Raw genomic sequence first — 19,784 nt, 5'->3', positions numbered from 1 at the left:
TTGCTCTCTCGTTATTCATAGTATGGTATAAAATGAACCTATCAATCCCCCATGTAAATACGGATCGTTGATCCCCGCTCCAATCTGGAGCCCGGCTTCGGCGCCTGACTCACGACCGTCTTGCCTGACCCAGATTTCACGAGCATAAAGTTCATATTCATATCTTCGTACAAATCAGCTGCAGTAGCACCTACCAGATCAGGTACCGTTTCGATCGGATTTTCTCCATACTTGTACTCTTTGGCAATTTGATTGGTGCGAGGCGGTATTTTTAAGGCAATCAGCGCGTCCTTTAAAATATTTTGCACGATTGGCGCAGCAACCACCCCGCCGAATTGAATGCCCTTCGGGTTATCGACAGCGGTATAAACGACGATTTGCGGATCATCCGCCGGTGCAAAACCAATAAAGGATACAATATGCTCCGAGGAAGAATAACGCCCGTTAATCACCTTTTGTGCTGTCCCCGTTTTACCTCCCACCCGGTAGCCTTCAATGAAAGCAGGACGACCTGTACCTTTAGCAACGACGCTTTCCAGCGCTTCCCTTACCTGTCGGGAGGTTTCCTCTGAAATAACCCTACGTACCAGTTCTGGCTCTATTTTTTCCAGCACTTTTCCGGTTCCCGGCTGAACCCAACCTTTTGTAATGTGAGGCTTATAAAGATTACCGCCATTGATTGCCGCTGATACAGCCGTAACCTGCTGGATCGGAGTAACAGACACCCCTTGACCAAAAGCGGTTGTAGCCAGCTCTACAGGACCGACCTGAGGTAGTTTGAACAAAATACCGTTGCCCTCACCAATCATGTCGATCCCCGTTTTGCTGCCGAAGCCAAAATTGCGAATGTATTTGAACAGTGTTTCTTTACCTAATCGCTGCCCTAATGTTACAAAACCGGGGTTGCAAGAATTCTCCACCACTTGAAGGAAAGTTTGGCTTCCATGTCCGCCTTTCTTCCAGCAACGCAGTCGTGCTCCACCGACTTCAATATATCCCGGATCAAAAAACCGGTCATTTTTGAGATTGACCTTCTTTTCTTCCAAGGCAGCCGCCAGTGTAATAATTTTGAAAGTAGACCCAGGTTCATATGTCATCCAGATAGGCAGATTTCGATTATAGATTTCAGGCGCATATTGCTTGTATAGTGCTGGTTCATAGCTTGGTCGTCCAGCCATGCCTAATATTTCACCCGTCTTAGGGTTCATAGCTATAGACAACGCGGACTTCGCCTGAAATTTGACCATGGCTTGGTCAAGCTCCCGTTCCATAATGGACTGCACAGACTTATCAATGGTTAATTGTAAATTCAGTCCATCCTTCGGTTCAATGTATTTTTCAGAAGAACCAGGCATTAGACGACCACCTGCATCCGATAAATACGCAATGCTTCCGTCGATTCCCCGAAGCTTACTGTTTTGCTGCTTCTCTACTCCTGTCAGCCCTTGATTATCAATTCCTGTAAACCCAAGAATATGAGCCGCTAGATCACCATAAGGATAATAACGTTTGTTGTCTTCAGCAACGACGATACCCGGCAGCTTCAAATCACGAATTTGCTGCGCTTTCTCCATCGTAATTTTTCGTCCGCCGGGCTGAAGTTTTTGGCTTGCTGTTCGTTTGGTAATCAACTTGAGCACTTTATCCTCACTCATATCCAGCAAGGGCGCCAGTCTGCGTGCCGTTTCTTCCGGCTCCTTAATTTGAACTGGTATCGCCATGACTGTCGGCGAACTGACATTATAGGTCAGCGCCGTACCCTGCCGATCCAAAATTTCGCCACGCTTGGCGGCAAATGGAATATTGCGGCGCCACGAATCCTCAGCCTTGGCCGAGAGCTCGCCTCCTTTACCCAATTGAACATAGGCGAGCCGGATCGACAAGGCCGCAAACAGTACAAATAATCCCATTAGCCCCCATACCAGCCTCCGCCGCATGGTCACGTTAGATTTTTTCAAACGCGCTCCCTCCGTTCCTCAAATACTCATGACATGTCTTACCTCATGAATATTCAAAAGAACGGACATTAGAACAAGCTATCAGTTATCCTCGCCTTTAATCGCAGCAGCACTTTCCTCATCTGCAACAGCAGATATTCCTCTCTTAGGAGCTCCCGAGTCTGTTCCAGCATCAGCAGTAGTACCGGAATCAGTTTTAGTATCGACCTCCGTTTTTGTTGCACTGCCGGTCTGGTTAGCTGCAACTCCATTGGTCGAGTCCTGTGTTTCCTCCGGTTTCACTCCGGTCACCGTTTCTTTGGCCGGCTGAAGCGTCACGCTGACGATCCGCTTTCCATTTACCATTTGCGCCTTTTGAGAGACAACATAACCTTCGCCGCTTACCTGCACACCAACCTTCATAAGGGTCAGAACTTGAAGTGTGTCACGCAACGATACACCTGTAAAATCAGGAATAGTCATGTTGGCACTATCCTCAGTCAGCAAGTAAATGCGTTGTCCGGGTTTCATTTTGACGCCTGCTTCAGGATACTGGCGAACAATTTTGGAGCCTTTGCCTACCGTTTCATAGGCAATTCCCTGTCTGAGCAATGCATTTTGCGCATCCTTCTTCACCTGACCAGTTAATGTTGGTACCGTTGGCAAATTCACTGTTTTTACAACAGCGGCACCTGATTTATTCGTTTTAGTTCCCGTTTTTGGAACCCCCATATATTGCAACGATTGGGATACAATTTTTTTAAATACAGGTGCTGCTGCTGTACCGCCGCCTACTGATTTGTTGGGTTCGTCCATAACAACCAAAACAGCTATTTTCGGATCATTTACCGGTGCAAAACCTATAAAGGACACGACATCCTTCGAATGGTCATATACTTTTCCGACGACCTTCGTCGCCGTACCTGTTTTACCAGCTACACGATATCCGTCAATATAAGCAAGGCGTCCCGTACCAATTTCTTGGTCCGATACGACCTGCTCTAGATAGCTGCTTGTCTGGACTGCCGATTCCCGAGTAATCACTTGGCGGACTTCCTTCGGTTGAATCGTCTGAACTTCGCCTGTATCTGGGTTGATGATTTCCTTCACCAGATGAGGCTGCATCAGCTTCCCTCCGTTAGCAATTGCCGAGATGGCAGCTACCTGCTGGATTGGCGTCACCTGAACACGTCCGTGTCCATATGAAGCGGTTGCGACCTCGGATTTGTACTGGGTATGGAACGTAATAGCTCCGGTAGACTCACTTGGAAGATCAATGCCCGTTTTCACGCCGAATCCAAAGTTATTAATATATTTCTTCAGTCTCTCGCCACCCAACTTATCCAAACCCAGATGGACGAAACCAACGTTACTTGAGCGCTTGACTCCCTGAAGATAGGTTAACGTTCCCCAGTTGCGGCTTACATCACGAATATCCCAGCCTCCGACCCGAATCATACCAGATTGGTAAGATTCATTTGGATTGAACACCTTTTCTTGAACCGCAGCTGCCAAGGTTACAATCTTAAACGTGGAGCCAGGCTCGTAGATAGATTGAGTAGCATTATTACGGAAATATTCCAAGGGCGTACTCCCATATGTATTGGGATTAAAATTCGGATAAGTTGCCATACCAAGAACATCCATCGTCTGGGGATCAGCAGCTACTACAGTCATCGTTTTCGGGTTGTATTTTGCAATAGCTTCCTGCATGGCATCCTCTATATAATACTGAATTGTATCGTCAATCGTCAGCTTTAAATTTTTACCATTTTGTGCCGGCTCATAGACACTTTCAGATCCTTGAAGAGGAACTCCCTTCCGATCCCGCTGATACAGAAGCTTTCCAGCCGTCCCCGAGAGCTCTTTATTATAATAAGCTTCCAACCCCATACCTGCTGTGCCATCTTTTCTTTGATAGCCAAGAACATGGGAAGCCAGCTTATTTTCCGGATAATAGCGTTTGGATTCTTGAACGGTGTCCACAGCTCCAATTACTTCATACTTATCCTTCAAATACTCTTTGAACGTATCCACTTGTGCCTTGACCTCAGGATCTACCTTCCAGCCCCCATTACGAATCTCGCGATTTTTTAAGTAGTTCCCCTTTTTATCCTTTGCAGAAAGATGCCCTCTCAGCTCATCCTCAGGCGTTTTGAGTAACTGGTGCAGCTTAGCTACAACCTCATTCTCCAAATCATACTCCTGAATGATGCTGGGATTGACAACTACCGTATAAGCCGGTGCATCCGTAGCCAATACGTTTCCTTTACGGTCCGTAATGGTTCCACGCTTGGGCTGAATCACCTGATCTCTTTCTACTTGATTAACTACCAGGTTATGCCAGTACTCCCCGCTCACAACTTGAATCCAAAATACCTTAAGTAGCAGAACAAGAAAAAAGAGGGTAATACATCCCCCTATTAGCAGTGTGCGAAGCTTTATTCTTTTGACCATAGCTCAAACCTCTCTGCAAAAAAATGTACGTCAGAGCATAGCTTGATGCTATGCCCTTAACTATTTGGCAGCCTGCTTTTCCACACGAATGGGCTCTCTTGTTGGTTCGATATATCCCTGTTGCTTTGCAGTCGGCACGATCTGATTTTCCAGACGTTCCTTTTGAATCTTCAGTTGGGCGATATTGGTCTGTAATTTGGAAATGTCCTTGCTTGCCGTATTAATCGAATAATTGATTTGATAAATGTGAGCGTACCTGCTAATCAACATACCAGCAATGACAATGCACGCTACAAGTGTCAATAGATACAGCAGCTTTTCTCGAATCGGCAGCTCTCTGCGGCGTGTAACGACTTTGGTGGTCTCACGATACCGTTGTTGCTGAACCTGTTCCTGACGGGCTTTTTCTTTTACAGCCAAATTACCGCGTGTATAAGCCATGTCGCCTCTCCTTCTCCATTAAATTTACAATTTTTCGGCAACTCTCAGCTTCGCTGACCGGGACCGTGGATTAAGCTCCAATTCCTGCTCCGACGCCACAATCGGCTTACGGTTCACCAGCTTCAGATCGCCTTCCATTTTGTCCTCCAATATAGGCAAATCAGATGGATAGATGCTTTTCGCCAAATACTCCTTGAAAATATGCTTGCATATCCGATCCTCCAGAGAATGGAATGTAATGACCGAAATTCTGCCTCCTGGAGCCAGACATCTTACTGCCTGATGCAAAGTATCTTCCAGTGCACCCAACTCATCATTCACAGCAATCCGCAAAGCCTGGAAACTGCGTTTAGCCGGATGTCCCCCGGTTCTGCGTGCCGCAGCCGGAATTCCTTCTTTGATAATATCGACAAGTTCCCCTGTTGTGTGAATAGGCTTGTTCAATCGACGTTCAATCATGATCTTTGCGATCCGCCGTGAAAACTTCTCTTCTCCGTAATGAAACAAAATACGCGCAATCTCTGCTTCCGACCATTCATTGACAATTTCGTAAGCCGTAAGCGAGCTACTCTGATCCATCCGCATATCAAGCGGCGCATCATGATTGTAGCTAAATCCCCGTTCCCCCTCATCGAACTGGGGCGAGGACACACCCAGATCGAACAAAATACCCTGGACCTGCGGGACGCCGTCTTTCTCGGGCAATCCCAATTCGGTCAGCTTGTCCTGCAAGTGGCGGAAGTTGGATTTCACTAATGAAATCTTGCCTTCATAGGCTGACAGCTTCTCTCGCGCATTGTTCAATGCCCAGTCGTCCTGATCAAAGGCAATGAGCCTTCCCTCAGGGCCAAGCTGTGATGCAATGACGGAACTGTGTCCTGCCCCTCCCAACGTGCAGTCCACATAAATCCCGTCCTGCCTGATGTTTAGTGCCTGTGTTGCTTCTTCTTTGAGTACGGTAATGTGGTGAAACAAACGGCTGACCTCCTAAATTACAATTCAAAGTTGAAATCAACCAATTTCTCAGCAATGTCGTTAAACGCTTCTTCTGATTGGTTGAAATATTGCTCCCAAGTGTGCTTGCTCCAAATCTCTACACGGGTGGACACTCCCAATACGACGCACTCTTTAGTGAGCTTGGCGTATTCGCACAAATTCCCCGGTAAATTTACCCTGCCCTGTTTGTCCAATTCGCATTCAGTCGCCCCCGAGAAAAAAAAACGGGTAAACGCCCGCGCATCGGCCTTCATCAGAGGCAGTGCTTTAAGTTTTTTCTCCATGACAGCCCACTCATCCATGGGATACACGAAGAGGCATTGGTCCAACCCGCGGGTAACCACGAACGAGGCACCGAGAAGTTCACGAAACTTGGCCGGTACAGTAAGCCGCCCCTTCTCATCAATGCTATGTTGGAACTCCCCCATAAACATTGGTTTCGTCACCCCTTACCCCATTCTCCCACTTTGGCCCACTTTCCACCACCTAAGCATAATAGATTCGCTTTAAAAAATCAAAGACCTCTTTTTCGTTACCAAAAAGTGATAGAAGCCGGATCCATACCATTATGTCTGTTATTGTAGCCCCGCGTCACAAGATGCAAAAAAGCCCTTATCCCATGAAGCCGTCCCCCGACAATATGCATCAGGTTTCGAAACAACACGGAATAAAGGGCTTACTCTCTGTCCATTATGTCAACCTAAACAAATACTTGCATAAAAACGCAACACTTTGCAGCGAAAATCGTGATGAGAAAATCCGATTACGCGTTCCAGCTGTCCAAATAGATCTTTTGGTCTTCAGTTAACGTGTCAATTTGGATTCCCAGACTATCAAGCTTGAATCGAGCTACCTGTTCATCAATTTCATATGGTACATTAATAACGGCTTTGCCTAGCTCATTGTAACGATCATTCACATATTTCAAGCCAAGCGCCTGAAGCGCAAATGTCGTATCCATAATTTCCGCAGGATGTCCATCAGCAGCAGCCAGATTCACGAGGCGTCCTTCTGCCAGCAAATACATTTTACGTCCATCTTTAAAGCGATATTCCTCGATATTGCGACGCACCGTACGAATGGATTCGGAACGTTTAGCAAGCTCAGGCTTACTAACCTCCACATCAAAATGCCCTGCGTTACACAGCACAGCTCCATCCTTCATCACATCAAAGTGTTCTCCTGTAATTACAGCCTTGTTTCCAGTTACTGTAATAAAGAAGTCGCCCAGTTTGGCAGCCTCTACCATCGGCAAGACATGGAAACCATCCATATGGGCTTCTACTGCCTTGATCGGATCAACTTCGGTTACAACAACGTTGGCTCCCAGCCCTTTCGCACGCATTGCAACTCCTTTGCCACACCAGCCATAACCTACCACAACCACTGTACTTCCTGCTACAACCAGATTAGTTGTACGAATAATGCCGTCGAAAGCTGACTGTCCTGTACCATAGCGGTTATCAAACAAATATTTGCAGTAAGCATCATTAACAGCCACCATCGGAAAGTGAAGTTGCCCTTCTTTTTCCAAAGCCTTCAAACGAATAATGCCAGTAGTTGTCTCCTCTGCTCCCCCACGGATCGTAGAAATCAGATCAGGCCGTTCGGATTGCAACAGAGTAACCAAGTCACCACCATCATCTATAATGAGATCCGGCTTTGTTTCCAGTGCCTTGATTTGCAAATTCTTGAATTCTTCTGGGTCTGGATTGTATTTAGCTAATACTGTAACGCCATCTTCAACTAATGCGGCACAAACATCATCTTGTGTAGACAATGGATTACTCCCCGTAATAGTTACCTGCGCTCCACCTGCTTGTACCACTTTAGCCAGGTAAGCCGTTTTGGCTTCCAAATGTAGACAGATGGTTACCTTCAGACCAGCAAAAGGCTGCTCTTGCTCGAATTGTTGACGTATACGGTTCAATACCGGCATATGGGCTTCTACCCAATCAATTTTCAAATGACCTTCAGGGGCCAATTTAAGATCGTGAACTATGCTATTTTGTAGAGAATGGGAAGTCATACTTTGTTTCCTCCTTCATATTGGTTGAATTTGCTCCATGATAAATCCTATATAAAATAACAATCATACATAAATAACACGATGCGTACCTGTCAGATCCAATGGTACATTCATAATCGTATCAATCAAGCTGAGACCATGACGGTTTAGAAAATGATAGATCGTATACGCCCGCTCCTGCGGCTGTCCAAATGGAAAAAGCGACCATTCGATGCGATCCCACTGACGAAGTGCTGTTTCATTTTGCCGAAGCAACGCTTCCTGAACTTTTGCCTCCAGATAGGCGATCTGTGCCAGAATCTTCTCGCGGTTGGTTTCTCCGAGCCGTAGCAAACCTTTTTCAATCAAACCTGTCTGCTGCACAAGTGGTTCGTACATGCGGACAAAAGCTTCCTTAGCCCCTGAAAACTGATCCTGCATTCCAAGCTGATCTTGAGTGGCAATCCATTGCTTTTTCCGCTCCTCAAGTCCGTCTCTAACTTGACCAAAACTTAATTCATACTTAAGCATATGCTTCTCCACACCTGGCTCTACCAACGTAAAAGACATTCGTGGCAGCAGTATCGGCATCTGCATCTCCAACACCTCGAAAGCATCTCGTGTAATCGCCCAGTAAGCAATCTCACCTAGACCCAGCACAGATGCCAGCACCGGAAACAGTGAATCCTGCATTAGAGGACGAGTTAGCACATTGTTACTAAAACGTTCGGGATGTCTATCTATCTCTTCAAGCAGTTCATCCACAGTAAACGCCACCAGACCGTGTCGATCCGTGAATAGTCCAGCTTTTTTGAAAAGCAGCAAGCGTTCATCTTCATGGATATAAAAGAGATTCGCGCCACCTTCATGCACATCGGCTTGTAAATGATATCCATAATCTACGATCCGTGTGGCAGCCGTCCGATAAGCCTGCTCCAACTCATCATTGTGCTGAACCAGCCGCTTAAAAACGGATGCTTCCAGCTTGCGTAGCGAAGGATCTGCTGAATCCAAGAGTACTAATCCATAGGTGCCAAACAAAAGGCCCAGCAACTTGGCAAAGGCTTCACTCAGTCCATATGAATCCGTTATCCCGTTCTCAATCATGCGCATTATATCAGCCTTATGTTCTGAATCTGGCAAGCTTTGCTCTATATCCGCTATCGCTTGCTTCCATTCAAAAGCGTCAACTTTAATGGCACTAACCGAAGATCGGCGTTCAGGTTGCTTATTCAGCTTGATTTTGACGGCTTGTGGGTCATTTGCCATTACGTATGTATGATTGACCTCGTCCCAGTCATGATCTTCGCCAGCAATCCAGAAGATGGGAATAACCGGACGTCCAAGCCGTTCCTCAGCTTCTCTCGCCGCCTTAATAAGGGTAGCGGCTTTGTAAATGACCAACATCGGACCTGTGAACAATCCGCTTTGCTGCCCGCCAGCTACTACTAAGGCATCTGGACTTTCCAGACGGTCCAATGAAGCACGAACCGCCTCATACGAATTGTATTTCTCATTGTATATACGAAGACATGCTACGACATCCTTACGGTTTAATCGCAGATGCCCCGTCTTATCCAGCCACTTCGCCCGTTGGGCATAAGCATCGGCGTGCAGCACATTATATTCATACAAGTCGCTTGCGCGTCCTGTACCCTGTATATAATCTTCTGCCAAAGCCGACCCTCCGCGAAGCGTTTCCGGAATTATTTTCATGGGTCTGCCTCCTGTCTCCACCAAAACCTTACTGCTTGATTGTACCGAAAGCCTCTGTCCACGTCAAAGCTTCCTACAAAAAAAACCGCCGAATAACTCGGCGGTTGGTGCATAAAACAAGATCAGGCGTAAGGCTCAGCTACAAAATGTCCTTTAGACACTTCGATGAGCGTGGCATTTTCCAGGTTATAAGCCCCTGTCTTACTGCCAGATGCATCATGAATCGGGCCTGCTTGGTCGCCTGGCATAATAATCCGTTTTTTGTTGGCTTCTACTTCTGGATCAGGAAGTGGGATCGCCGACAAAAGCATTTTCGTATAAGGATGGATCGGATTTGCATACAACTCAGCACTTTCTGCAAGCTCTACCATTCTACCCATATACATTACAGCTACCCGATCACTGATGTGCTTGACCATCGACAGATCATGCGCAATGAACAGGTATGTTAGACCCAAACGTTCTTGAAGCTCTTTTAACAGGTTGACAACCTGAGCCTGAATAGATACGTCAAGAGCTGAAATCGGCTCATCACAAATGATGAATTTAGGATTAACAGCCAGTGCACGTGCAATACCGATCCGTTGACGTTGACCACCAGAAAACTCATGCGGATAGCGTGTTGCATGGTCAGGGTTCAAACCAACCAGATCAAGTAACTCCTCAATCCGTTTCTTACGTTCTGCACGGCTACCCGCCATATTGTGAATATCCAGTGCCTCACCAATAATATCAGAAACGGTAAAACGCGGGTTCAATGATGCATACGGATCTTGAAAGATCATCTGCATATCACGGCGCATTGCTTTCATTTTACTTGGTGATAATTTGTAAATATCCGTACCGTTAAAACGTACGCTACCTGCTGTAGGTTCATACAAGCGCAAAATCGTACGACCCGCTGTAGACTTACCACAGCCGGATTCGCCAACCATACCCAGCGTTTCACCCTCGCGAATATAGAAATTCAGGTTGTCCACCGCTTTGAGCACACGGTTTTTGCCAACATTAAAATACTTTTTAAGACCTTCAACCTCAATTAAATTGTTGCTACTCACCATGATCTCACCTCCTATTTCTTCAACTTCGGATCAAGCGCATCACGCAAGCCGTCGCCAAAAAGGTTGAACGCAAGCATAATCAAACTGATCAAACCTGCTGGGAAAAGCATCCGCCACGGGTAATACATCCACCCGGTCAGAGCTGATTCAATCATTGAACCCAGCGACGCCTGAGGAGCCTGTACCCCTAATCCAAGGAAGCTCAGGAATGCCTCAGAGAAAATAGCACTTGGAACTGTCAAAGTCAGTGTGACAATGATCGGTCCTACCGCATTGGGCAACAAGTGACGGAACAGCAAACGACCAGCACCTGCACCCATTGAACGGGAAGCGAGTACGAATTCTCGGTTTTTAAGTTGTAACATCTCACCACGTACAATCCACGACATGTTAATCCACCCCGTTACACAGAGCGCAATAATAATTGTAGTGATACTTGGCTCCAGTACCACCAGCAACAGGATCGTAACAAGCAAGTAAGGAATGGAGTACAAGATTTCAGAAAATTTATTCATGATTTCATCAACGCGGCCACCAAAGTAACCCATAATTCCACCATAAATAACTCCAATCATCAAGTCAATCATTGCAGCAGCCAAACCAATAATCAAGGAAATCCGAGCGCCCATCCAAGTACGTACAAACATATCACGCCCCAGATCATCTGTTCCGAACCAATGTTCCGCCGAAGGAGGAAGATTGGTGCTCAACAAATCATTCGTGCGGTCATCGTATGGGGACAGCATTGGACCAACGATTGAAGCAAGCACAATGAGAACCAAAACACTCAAGCTTGTCATGGCCAGTTTGTTTTTACGAAGTCGCTCCCAAGCATCTCGCCAAGCGGATAAGCTTTCGCGCTGAATAACTTCAGACTGCTTTTCATCCGCCCCGACCTTCTGGAAATCTTCCGGTTTTACCTGAAGCTTATCCAAGTTCACAGCATTATCTTTAACAGACATAAAGTTATCCCTCCTTCCCGCCAGTAAGCTTAATCCGCGGATCAATAAATCCATATGCAATATCTGTAATAAAACGCGCCACCATCAGCAAAATACCGTAAAAAATAGTAACTCCCATAATCATGGTATAATCACGGGTTGTAATACTATCTACGAATACCTTACCAATACCGCCAATCCCGAAGATACGTTCAATAACAACTGAACCCGTAATAATATTGGCCGTCATTGGTCCCACATAGGTAACAACCGGCAGAATAGCATTACGCACAACGTGTTTGAACATAATAGTAATGGATTTCAAGCCTTTAGCCTTGGCAGTCTTAATGTAATCCGCATGAAGCACTTCCAGCATACTAGAACGCGTTAGTCGAGCGATAAACGCAATAGGGGAAGCAGATAGAGCTGCAACAGGCAGAACGTAGTCCATCGGACCGTCAAAGCCCATAACATTAAACCAACCTAACTGTTGAGCGAAGAAAAATTGAATCAACGATGCCAGAACGAAGCTGGGAACCGCAATCCCCATGATAGCTAATACCATTGCAACGTTATCTATTAGCCTACGATGATACAAAGCTGCTAGCATACCTAGCAAGAGACCGACAATTATCGACACGATTATGGCAACAAAACCCAGTTTAAGGGAAACCGTAAACGTTTGTCCGATAATGTCAGTTACACTTTGATTCAGCTTTTTCATAGAAATACCAAAATCACCTGAAGCAATATCACCTAAGTATTTAAAATATTGGACATATACAGGCTTATCCAGCCCATATTGCTCCATTAACCGGGCTTGAATCTCAGGAGAAGTCGCTTTTTCACTCATGAAGGGGTTACCCGGAATTGCTTTCATGAGAAAAAACGTCGCAGAGATCAGAATGAACAAAGATAGCAGCATGTAGAAAAATTTACTGATCAAATAACGCGTCATTGCCCGTTTACACCCCCCATAAATTTTTTTCGACACCATTCGATTTTATCGAAATAGAATTGGACTGTCCAATCTACTTATTTGCATGGTTACATGATGATGGAAAAGACCATGACACACAAAAAAAACGGGATATATATGGTTCTATCCACATATATATCCCGAAGTAACTATCAAACTTCAGAATCGAGCTTCAGTTACTGTGTAATATACGCTCTTGTGAAATCAACTGCTCCACTAAAGTCAAGCCCAATGTCTTTTACATTCGGTTTTGTTAAAGAAACATTTGAGTAGTAGTAGATCGGAAGCATTACCATATCATCTTGAACCAGAATTTTCTCCGCTTTTGCAAAATCTTCCATACGTTTTGCTGGATCAGTTTCTTTCTTAGCTGCTTCAATCAAAGCATCGTATGCTGGGTTAGCATAACCTGCATTGTTGTTGCCATTGCCTGTTGTCCACATATCCAGGAATGTCATTGGATCATTATAGTCAGCAGACCATCCACCACGAGCGATTTGGAAATTCAGCTTGTTACGTGTTTGGATAAATACGCCCCACTCTTGGTTTTGGGTTTTGATGTCAACGCCAAGGTTTTTCTTCCACATATCAGCAACTGCCAAAGCAATCTTTTGGTGACTCTCACTGGAGTTATACAGCAATGTTACCGGAGGAAGTGTAGTTACGCCTTCTTCCTTCATACCTTCTTGAAGCAATTTTTTCGCTTCAGTGAAATCTTCTTTGAAGTAATCATCTTTATTCTCAGTGCGGAATTCTTGAGATACTCCTTTGATACCTGGAGGTACAAAGCCGTATGCAGGAATTTGACCGCCCAATGTTACTCTTTCAACGATTGGTTGGCGTTCAATAGCCATCGCAAACGCTTTACGGATTTTAACATTGTTAAATGGTTTTTCAGTTACATTAAACAGATAGTAGTACGTACTTGCAATCCCTTTTGCCTTAAATTCGTTAGGCAGTTCTTTTTTCACAGCCGGAATTTGGTCGGTAGGAATTTCACCGTTTGGCATACCTGCGTAATCGAGTTGTCCACTTCTATAAGAAGCCAGCTCTGTTGCACCGCTATTTACAAGGGACATCGTAATTTTGTTCAGCTTGATCTCATCTTTACCCCAATAGTTTTCACTCTTGGTTACTTCGATCTTTTGACCGCTGTCCCAAGTCGTTAATGTGTAAGGTCCGTTAGTGATCATGCTATCTTTCTTAACAGCCCACTTATCATTACCTTTAACAGAAGGATTTACAGGATAGAAAGTGTAGAAAGAAGTCAATCCCAAGAAGTAAGGAGTTGGGTGCTCCAGCTCTACTTGCAATGTATGATCGTCAACAGCTTTAACACCTACATCTTTAAAGTCTGTAACTTTAGTGCCTTTAAAAGATTTGGAAGTGCTCAGGTTGTAACCCTCAGCATTTTTGATATAGTACAATTGGTAAGCATATGGAGGTGCAGGAGCCGTGGAAGGATCCAATACCCGTTGCCAAGCAAATACGAAGTCGCTTGCTTTGACTGGGTCGCCATTACTCCATTTTGCAGTATCACGAAGCTTGAACGTATAGGTTTTGCCGTCATCGGAAATCTTCCAAGATTCAGCTACGCCAGGGATTTCTTTGCCGTCAGGACCCATACGTACGAGACCTTCATACAAAGTTTTCAGAACCGTGTTAGTTTGACTATCCTGAGCTTGTGCCGGATCGAACGTTGGCGGCTCGGATGCAAGGTTAATGCGCAAAATTTGCTTGTCGGCCGCAGCCGGCGTAGTCGAGGTGTTTTCTTGTGCGCCCTTACCATTGGTATCGTTCTTGCCGCCGCAACCTGCGAGCAGTGCGCCAACTGCAAGAATGAGTGTCAAAAGGACTAAAAAGCTTTTCCTTTTCATCTAGCGTTTTCCCCCTAGTTCTAAAGTGGTATATGTTTATAGATTATACAACCAGCGGTCAAAAAAATCTACATTACATTTCTTCAAATTGAGCTTTTTTTTCAAAAAAACATGATTAATTCATATTTTTTCACCTTTTCATGTCACCTTATATCACATGGTGTTGAATATATTCTTAAATATACCAACTACAGTCAACAAAATATACGCCAATGTCATCGCCATAAAAGTTAATCTCCAGACCGCTCTACATAATCTTTTACCATCAACCTTCCCTTTTATTCGATTTTGAGCTCCTCCAATTAAACCCAAGGCCAGTAATAGGAGCAGTAGAATCAAATAAAAACCGAATCGAGATGTAAAAATGACGTTAAAGAGTGCTGCGACGGAAAATATCAGAAAAAACGTGGTAATATCCATAGAAGTAAGTAACGATTTCTTTTTTTCCACTTTAAGAATGTAGCGACAAACCGCAAACACGATCAAAAACGGAAAAAAGGGAAGAATACTGAAAGTGATAATAGTACCTTGTATAAGACTCAACTGATCACCCCTCTTTTAGCCGCATGCCTTCAATTAATTGCCACAATACCTCATGAGTTGGTGCAGTAACTCCAGCCCGATCTGCCATCTGCACCAGTTGTCCGTTAATGGAAGCAACTTCTGTCATGGACTGTGCAAGTACATCAGCTAGCATGGACGAGTGATTCTCTGCCGTTGCCCGGCATACATTCATAATTTGCTCCCACCATGCGTTTTCCCAGTGGATACCATGAGCTTCATACACTTGAATGCCTTCATCGTACAGCCTGCGCATCATATGTATTCGAATAGGGTCCGAAAGCAGCTCGCCATTACGAACTCGCCATAACGCCGTCAGCGGATTGATCACAGCATTGATCAACAACTTGCGATACATACCGTTCTCGATTTCTTTCGACAAGCAAGCGTCAAATCCTGCTGCAACCAGCCGATTTAGCACACATTGATTAAAACTATTGTTCTTCGACTCCTCCTCTTCCTCCGAACATCCTATTTCAGTAACACCCGATCCTGCATGTACAATAGATGCTACTCCCTGCCTCTTGGCTCCTTCAGTCGTCACAGCAGGGTATATTACAGCTTTAGGCCAAGCCTTTCTAATGCGTTCTATATGGCCGATTCCATTCTGCAAGCAAACAATTCCTGTATCTCTATCCATTTGAGCTGCAGGCTGGATCTGTTCTAATACTTCCTCAATCGCCCCCTGTTTGGTCATAAGCATTATCCATCGTGCCGGAGCCTGTGAATTTAACCGTTGCCAATCTGCCAATGGAGCTACCTTCAATTTATTCCCGGACACATGTACTGCCGTCTGTCCCTCCTTATCAAACACAGTAATCCCTTCACGAGCAATGATGCGTGCCTGCTCAAGTGTACGCGTCCACAGCCTTACTTTTGTACCTGAGGCAGACAACCTCCCGGCAAACAACAATCCCAGCGAACCCGCTCCAATAATATCAATCACCTTTGTATCGTCTCGCTTCCATCTTTTTTTCTACTATATCATATGCACTCTAAAGAAATACAAAAAACGCCAACTACAGCAAAGCGCTAGTTGACGTTTTATTTCAATATTGCAGAAGTAATCTTGTTACTCAATGCGCTCCAGATTCCCATTGGCGTCCATTTTGAATCTGGATTTAAGCTCTTCCTCATCATCAGTGATTAAAGCCAAGCGCCGAGCCCGGTCCATAATCTGAATCAGAGCTTTATAATCATCATTCACAACACGATAGTCGGTTTGCACCTCATTCACTTCTTTGGACAGCCGGTCATTAATGGAGCGAAGCTGATTCAATTCTTCTTCCTTTTCCCGTAAATCTTTCTCCAGCATCTTAATCTGCCGATTCGTTTCCTGGACAGATCCCTTCCATTGACGCAAGAAGCGAATTACTGCATCAATAGATAACGTATCCTCACTCGTACCATCCGTTCTGTACCCACCTTCGACTGTATCAAGCGAGGCAAAAGCCGCAACCTGTGATACACCTACCGGGTTCTGCTTACGGATATAACTGCGCTTCTGGCGCTGTGCTTTGGCAATGCTAATCGCTTCATCATAACGTTTGCGCACGCAGCTGTTCCAACGAAAGCCGCATGCTGCAGAGGTTCTTCCGATTTTTTGACCAACCTCCTCAAACGCAGCGAGCTGCGTCCCACCTTCACGGATATGCCGCAATGTCACCTCCGCCAATATCAAGTCATCTTCCACACTCCATGCATCTTGTCTTATTGCAGTCATGCCTCTAGCCCTCCTAACAACATCCTGAAATAACCGTCTTCATGAACCGATCTTGCCGGTATTTGAATAGGGTATAAAAGCTGTTTATTCATTCCTATGCCTCTCGTAGAGTTCATAGAATCTATTTGATACTAAATTGTATTTCCATTTCTGCAAGAACTCATACGTGAACGTAAACAGTTTCGGGTTTCAAGCATGCTCAGACTGCTGTACAATAAAATGAATGGTTAAAGAAACAGAAAGGATCATATACATTACCATTAGTTTTTTTCGGGAATACATAAAAGGGGAAACCAAATGAACAAACGAATAAAAATCACAATCAGCACCCTGCTGACCACTATCATGATGCTAACTTTCATATATGTACGTCCTACTCTGGCCGCTCCCTCCCATGAAGAAAATCAGATTTTACAAGATAGCCTGTCGATTGTAGAGATAGACCATGAAATTGAGCGAATCAGTCAAGAGCAGCAGACTCTTATGCAGCGTCAGCGGGAATTGCGAAGTAATCTCACCGTTCAGCAAGAGCAAATGACCATACAACGGAAGCGTGCAGGTTCTGTGCTGCGATCGTATTATATGGGAGAAAGGGACAAGCTGTTGAGTGTAGTGCTAGGGGCGAAAAGTATAAGGCAGCTTCTCTCTCTGTACGATTACTACTTATTATTGATTAGTCACGATCAGGATGTGCTTCAAGAATATGAATCCAATTATCAATCTATGCGAAAAACAGAACAACAAGTCACCCAAGCCTCAATGGAATTGGAAACAGTCAAAACAAACTTACTGGCACAACGCAAACGCATTATCCTGCTTCAGTCGCGTGTAAATGACGGCGTTAACGCCAGTAATGACCCGGATACCCTACGCAAGCTTATTGGCGAAATGACAGCTTATTGGGAGAATGTAGGTGTCTACGAGGTAAATAAGCACTTTAAAGCATTAGCTCAAGCTATGCAGGATTTACCGCAATTCATTCAACAACAACAAGGTGCTATGGTTACAAATGGAAAAGTGATTACGATAAGCATTCGCGAAGAGGACTTTAACCGTTTTTTAAAGTCAGAAAATGAATTGTTTAATCACTTCAACTTTACATTTGCACAGGATCGAATTATGGTAGAAGGTCAGCAGGGAACGATGAAATTAAGAGTAGAGGGTCACTACACGGTAGAAAATGAACCGAAAAATGCAATTTTATTTCATGTAGATCGATTGGTATTTAATGGTCTGGAACTACCTGATACGACCCGCAACAAGCTGGAAAAAGATTTTGATCTAGGTTTCTACCCACAGCAGCTTATTTCCTATGTCAAAGCCACAGAAGTACGCACTTTAGCAGGAATGCTTGAAGTTAAGCTCGAATTAAACTTTAAATAAGCTTTTGCTCACTTTCATTGTTCTGAATTTTTACGTGTACAAAACAAGAGACCCCGGGATATTCCCGAGGTCTTTATTATTGTCATAACGATAGGGATTTTATAGCAGATCGGCTGCCAACTGCGCAAGCTTGGAGCGTTCTCCTTTTTCCAACATAATATGCCCGCTAATCCCTTCTTGCTTAAACCGCTCCACTACATAGGTTAAACCGTTGCTGGCTGCATCCAGATATGGGTGATCAATCTGCTCCGGGTCTCCCATCAAAATAATCTTGCTTCCCTCACCCACCCGGGACACAATCGTTTTGATCTCATGTCGGGATAAGTTTTGCGCCTCATCGACTATAATAAATTGCCCAGGTATCGAACGCCCGCGAATATAAGTAAGTGCCTCCACCTGAATACTGCCCAAGCCCATCAAAATTTTGTCGATATCACCTGATTTTTTGGCATCAAACAGATACTCTAGATTGTCGTAGATTGGTTGCATCCACGGGCGAAGTTTTTCATCCTTTTCTCCCGGTAAATAACCAATATCCTTACCCATAGGAACAACAGGCCGAGCAATCAGCAGTTTCTTGAAGCGATGTTCATCCTCTACCTTAAGCAAGCCTGCCGCCAGCGCCAGCAGCGTTTTGCCCGTACCCGCTTTTCCTGTAATGGTCACGAGGGGGATATCGTCATTAAGCAAAAGCTCCAATGCCATCCGCTGTTGAGCATTACGCGCGCTGATTCCCCACACCGATTCGTTACTTAAGTACAGCGGCTCTAATCGCTCTGCCTCCTGATTTACTTTCAGCAAAGCTGATTTTCCAGTTCCCATTTCATCTTTCAGAATGACAAATTCATGTGGATACAGCGTATAAGGTAGTTCCAGTGGCTTGATTGGTAAAAAACGGTTAGAGTAAAATTCATCTATGATGGACGGGTGCACCTGTATTGCCGAGTATCCGGGATATAGCTCACTTAGATCGCCTGTTCTATCGGATAGGTAGTCTTCGGTCAGCAGTCCCAATACATCTGCCTTGATCCTGACCAGCACATCTTTACTGACCAAAACGACCGAACGTGGTTCAGGCTGCTCCTGCTCTTCCAGATGATAATTCAAGGCAACCGCTAAAATCCGGTTATCGTTCGAAACCTCCCCGAACATCTCCTGAACTTTCAAAAAACTTCGGTGGTTTAACTCAACCTTAAGCCTTCCACCTTGGGGAAGTGGAACGCCACTATGCAGATGACCCACTTCTCTCAATCCGTCCAACAATCGCGATACATTGCGGGCATTCCGTCCAATCTCATCCGCGTTGCGTTTTTTGGAGTCGATTTCTTCCAGAACTACAGCTGGAATAACAACTTCATGTTCTTTGAAGGTAAATATGGCTTTCGGATCATGCAGCAGCACATTCGTATCCAGCACAAAAATTTTCTTCATTAAATCCCCTCCAAAGCGGCGTGGACAATCTCGTGTTTCATACCTATACCTATTCACCGGGTACCTAATACTTGCTGATTCCCTGAAAAAAGAACCCCAAAGCAGCATAAAACAACGAAAAGTTGTAAGTGAAGATAGCCTCTGAGCCTGTCCATTTTTGAAATTAGACACAAAAGGCCCAGTGATTGCTCACTGGACCTAGACTTGGTTCACTATAACTTTAGACATACCTCAACCCCCTTATGTTATATAAGAGCTTTACTCGCTGCGAGT

The 19,784-nt window shown here is 44.8% G+C and carries 16 protein-coding genes; 1 reads left to right on the top strand and 15 read right to left on the bottom strand.

Translation table 11 applies throughout. The annotated features are described in order from the left end of the window. Nucleotides 1-41 precede the first annotated feature (41 nt). The 14 genes from MHB46_RS23945 to MHB46_RS23880 form a co-directional block, all read right to left on the bottom strand. Nucleotides 42-1,958, bottom strand: coding sequence for a stage V sporulation protein D (locus tag MHB46_RS23945; RefSeq protein WP_341163625.1), 1,917 nt, complete (start codon nucleotides 1,956-1,958; stop codon nucleotides 42-44). A gap of 81 nt (nucleotides 1,959-2,039) precedes the next feature. Continuing rightward, nucleotides 2,040-4,394 (bottom strand): penicillin-binding transpeptidase domain-containing protein, encoded by a 2,355-nt coding sequence (locus tag MHB46_RS23940; protein ID WP_341163624.1) that lies wholly within the window; start codon nucleotides 4,392-4,394, stop codon nucleotides 2,040-2,042. A gap of 60 nt (nucleotides 4,395-4,454) precedes the next feature. Beyond that, nucleotides 4,455-4,835, bottom strand: coding sequence for a hypothetical protein (locus tag MHB46_RS23935; RefSeq protein WP_254325276.1), 381 nt, complete (start codon nucleotides 4,833-4,835; stop codon nucleotides 4,455-4,457). A gap of 24 nt (nucleotides 4,836-4,859) precedes the next feature. Beyond that, nucleotides 4,860-5,810: a 16S rRNA (cytosine(1402)-N(4))-methyltransferase RsmH gene (rsmH, locus tag MHB46_RS23930; protein WP_061828520.1), complete on the bottom strand. Its 951-nt coding sequence runs from the start codon at nucleotides 5,808-5,810 to the stop codon at nucleotides 4,860-4,862. 17 nt (nucleotides 5,811-5,827) lie between these two features. Next, on the bottom strand, nucleotides 5,828-6,265 hold the full coding sequence (gene mraZ / locus MHB46_RS23925; protein ID WP_013311099.1) for a division/cell wall cluster transcriptional repressor MraZ: 438 nt from the start codon (nucleotides 6,263-6,265) through the stop codon (nucleotides 5,828-5,830). A gap of 329 nt (nucleotides 6,266-6,594) precedes the next feature. Then, nucleotides 6,595-7,860 carry an adenosylhomocysteinase gene (locus MHB46_RS23920; protein ID WP_013311100.1) on the bottom strand — a complete coding sequence of 422 codons (1,266 nt, stop codon included), beginning with the start codon at nucleotides 7,858-7,860 and terminating at the stop codon, nucleotides 6,595-6,597. Between the two features lie 63 nt (nucleotides 7,861-7,923). Further along, nucleotides 7,924-9,555: a bacillithiol biosynthesis cysteine-adding enzyme BshC gene (gene bshC / locus MHB46_RS23915; protein WP_341163623.1), complete on the bottom strand. Its 1,632-nt coding sequence runs from the start codon at nucleotides 9,553-9,555 to the stop codon at nucleotides 7,924-7,926. A gap of 122 nt (nucleotides 9,556-9,677) precedes the next feature. Then, complete coding sequence (locus MHB46_RS23910) at nucleotides 9,678-10,616, bottom strand: ABC transporter ATP-binding protein (protein WP_013311102.1); 939 nt, start codon at nucleotides 10,614-10,616, stop codon at nucleotides 9,678-9,680. A gap of 11 nt (nucleotides 10,617-10,627) precedes the next feature. Beyond that, a complete protein-coding gene (locus MHB46_RS23905; protein WP_013311103.1) occupies nucleotides 10,628-11,578 on the bottom strand; it encodes an ABC transporter permease in 951 nt (316 codons plus the stop codon). Between the two features lie 4 nt (nucleotides 11,579-11,582). Then, on the bottom strand, nucleotides 11,583-12,515 hold the full coding sequence (locus MHB46_RS23900) for an ABC transporter permease (RefSeq protein ID WP_023989458.1): 933 nt from the start codon (nucleotides 12,513-12,515) through the stop codon (nucleotides 11,583-11,585). Nucleotides 12,516-12,712: 197 nt separating this feature from the next. Continuing rightward, nucleotides 12,713-14,413: a peptide ABC transporter substrate-binding protein gene (locus tag MHB46_RS23895; RefSeq protein WP_165178388.1), complete on the bottom strand. Its 1,701-nt coding sequence runs from the start codon at nucleotides 14,411-14,413 to the stop codon at nucleotides 12,713-12,715. Between the two features lie 153 nt (nucleotides 14,414-14,566). Next, nucleotides 14,567-14,956, bottom strand: a complete 390-nt coding sequence (locus MHB46_RS23890) for a DUF3397 domain-containing protein (protein WP_341163622.1) — start codon at nucleotides 14,954-14,956, stop codon at nucleotides 14,567-14,569. 4 nt (nucleotides 14,957-14,960) lie between these two features. Continuing rightward, on the bottom strand, nucleotides 14,961-15,920 hold the full coding sequence (locus MHB46_RS23885) for a ketopantoate reductase family protein (RefSeq protein WP_341163621.1): 960 nt from the start codon (nucleotides 15,918-15,920) through the stop codon (nucleotides 14,961-14,963). A gap of 126 nt (nucleotides 15,921-16,046) precedes the next feature. Next, complete coding sequence (locus MHB46_RS23880; RefSeq protein ID WP_254325272.1) at nucleotides 16,047-16,697, bottom strand: RsfA family transcriptional regulator; 651 nt, start codon at nucleotides 16,695-16,697, stop codon at nucleotides 16,047-16,049. Nucleotides 16,698-16,994: 297 nt separating this feature from the next. Between MHB46_RS23880 and MHB46_RS23875 the strand changes: the two genes are divergently transcribed. Then, nucleotides 16,995-18,080, top strand: coding sequence for a coiled-coil domain-containing protein (locus MHB46_RS23875; protein ID WP_341163620.1), 1,086 nt, complete (start codon nucleotides 16,995-16,997; stop codon nucleotides 18,078-18,080). A 99-nt stretch (nucleotides 18,081-18,179) separates the two neighbouring features. Here MHB46_RS23875 and MHB46_RS23870 read toward each other — a convergent pair whose 3' ends face one another. Next, on the bottom strand, nucleotides 18,180-19,511 hold the full coding sequence (locus MHB46_RS23870) for a PhoH family protein (RefSeq protein WP_023989462.1): 1,332 nt from the start codon (nucleotides 19,509-19,511) through the stop codon (nucleotides 18,180-18,182). Nucleotides 19,512-19,784 lie beyond the last annotated feature (273 nt).

This window comes from Paenibacillus sp. FSL H7-0703, assembly GCF_038003485.1.
Lineage (GTDB): Bacteria > Bacillota > Bacilli > Paenibacillales > Paenibacillaceae > Paenibacillus > Paenibacillus polymyxa_B.
Note: the sequence above shows the minus strand (reverse complement) of the source record. Positions and strands in the feature narration are given on the sequence as shown.

Bases quoted from the DNA above. Each gene is read 5' to 3' on its own strand.
- MHB46_RS23875 (WP_341163620.1), top strand. From the start codon at position 16,995: ATGAACAAACGAATAAAAATCACAATCAGCACCCTGCTGACCACTATC.
- bshC (WP_341163623.1), bottom strand. From the start codon at position 9,555: ATGAAAATAATTCCGGAAACGCTTCGCGGAGGGTCGGCTTTGGCAGAA.
- MHB46_RS23935 (WP_254325276.1), bottom strand. From the start codon at position 4,835: ATGGCTTATACACGCGGTAATTTGGCTGTAAAAGAAAAAGCCCGTCAG.
- MHB46_RS23905 (WP_013311103.1), bottom strand. From the start codon at position 11,578: ATGTCTGTTAAAGATAATGCTGTGAACTTGGATAAGCTTCAGGTAAAA.
- MHB46_RS23895 (WP_165178388.1), bottom strand. From the start codon at position 14,413: ATGAAAAGGAAAAGCTTTTTAGTCCTTTTGACACTCATTCTTGCAGTT.
- MHB46_RS23880 (WP_254325272.1), bottom strand. From the start codon at position 16,697: ATGACTGCAATAAGACAAGATGCATGGAGTGTGGAAGATGACTTGATA.
- MHB46_RS23910 (WP_013311102.1), bottom strand. From the start codon at position 10,616: ATGGTGAGTAGCAACAATTTAATTGAGGTTGAAGGTCTTAAAAAGTAT.
- MHB46_RS23870 (WP_023989462.1), bottom strand. From the start codon at position 19,511: ATGAAGAAAATTTTTGTGCTGGATACGAATGTGCTGCTGCATGATCCG.
- MHB46_RS23900 (WP_023989458.1), bottom strand. From the start codon at position 12,515: ATGACGCGTTATTTGATCAGTAAATTTTTCTACATGCTGCTATCTTTG.
- MHB46_RS23940 (WP_341163624.1), bottom strand. From the start codon at position 4,394: ATGGTCAAAAGAATAAAGCTTCGCACACTGCTAATAGGGGGATGTATT.
- mraZ (WP_013311099.1), bottom strand. From the start codon at position 6,265: ATGTTTATGGGGGAGTTCCAACATAGCATTGATGAGAAGGGGCGGCTT.
- MHB46_RS23920 (WP_013311100.1), bottom strand. From the start codon at position 7,860: ATGACTTCCCATTCTCTACAAAATAGCATAGTTCACGATCTTAAATTG.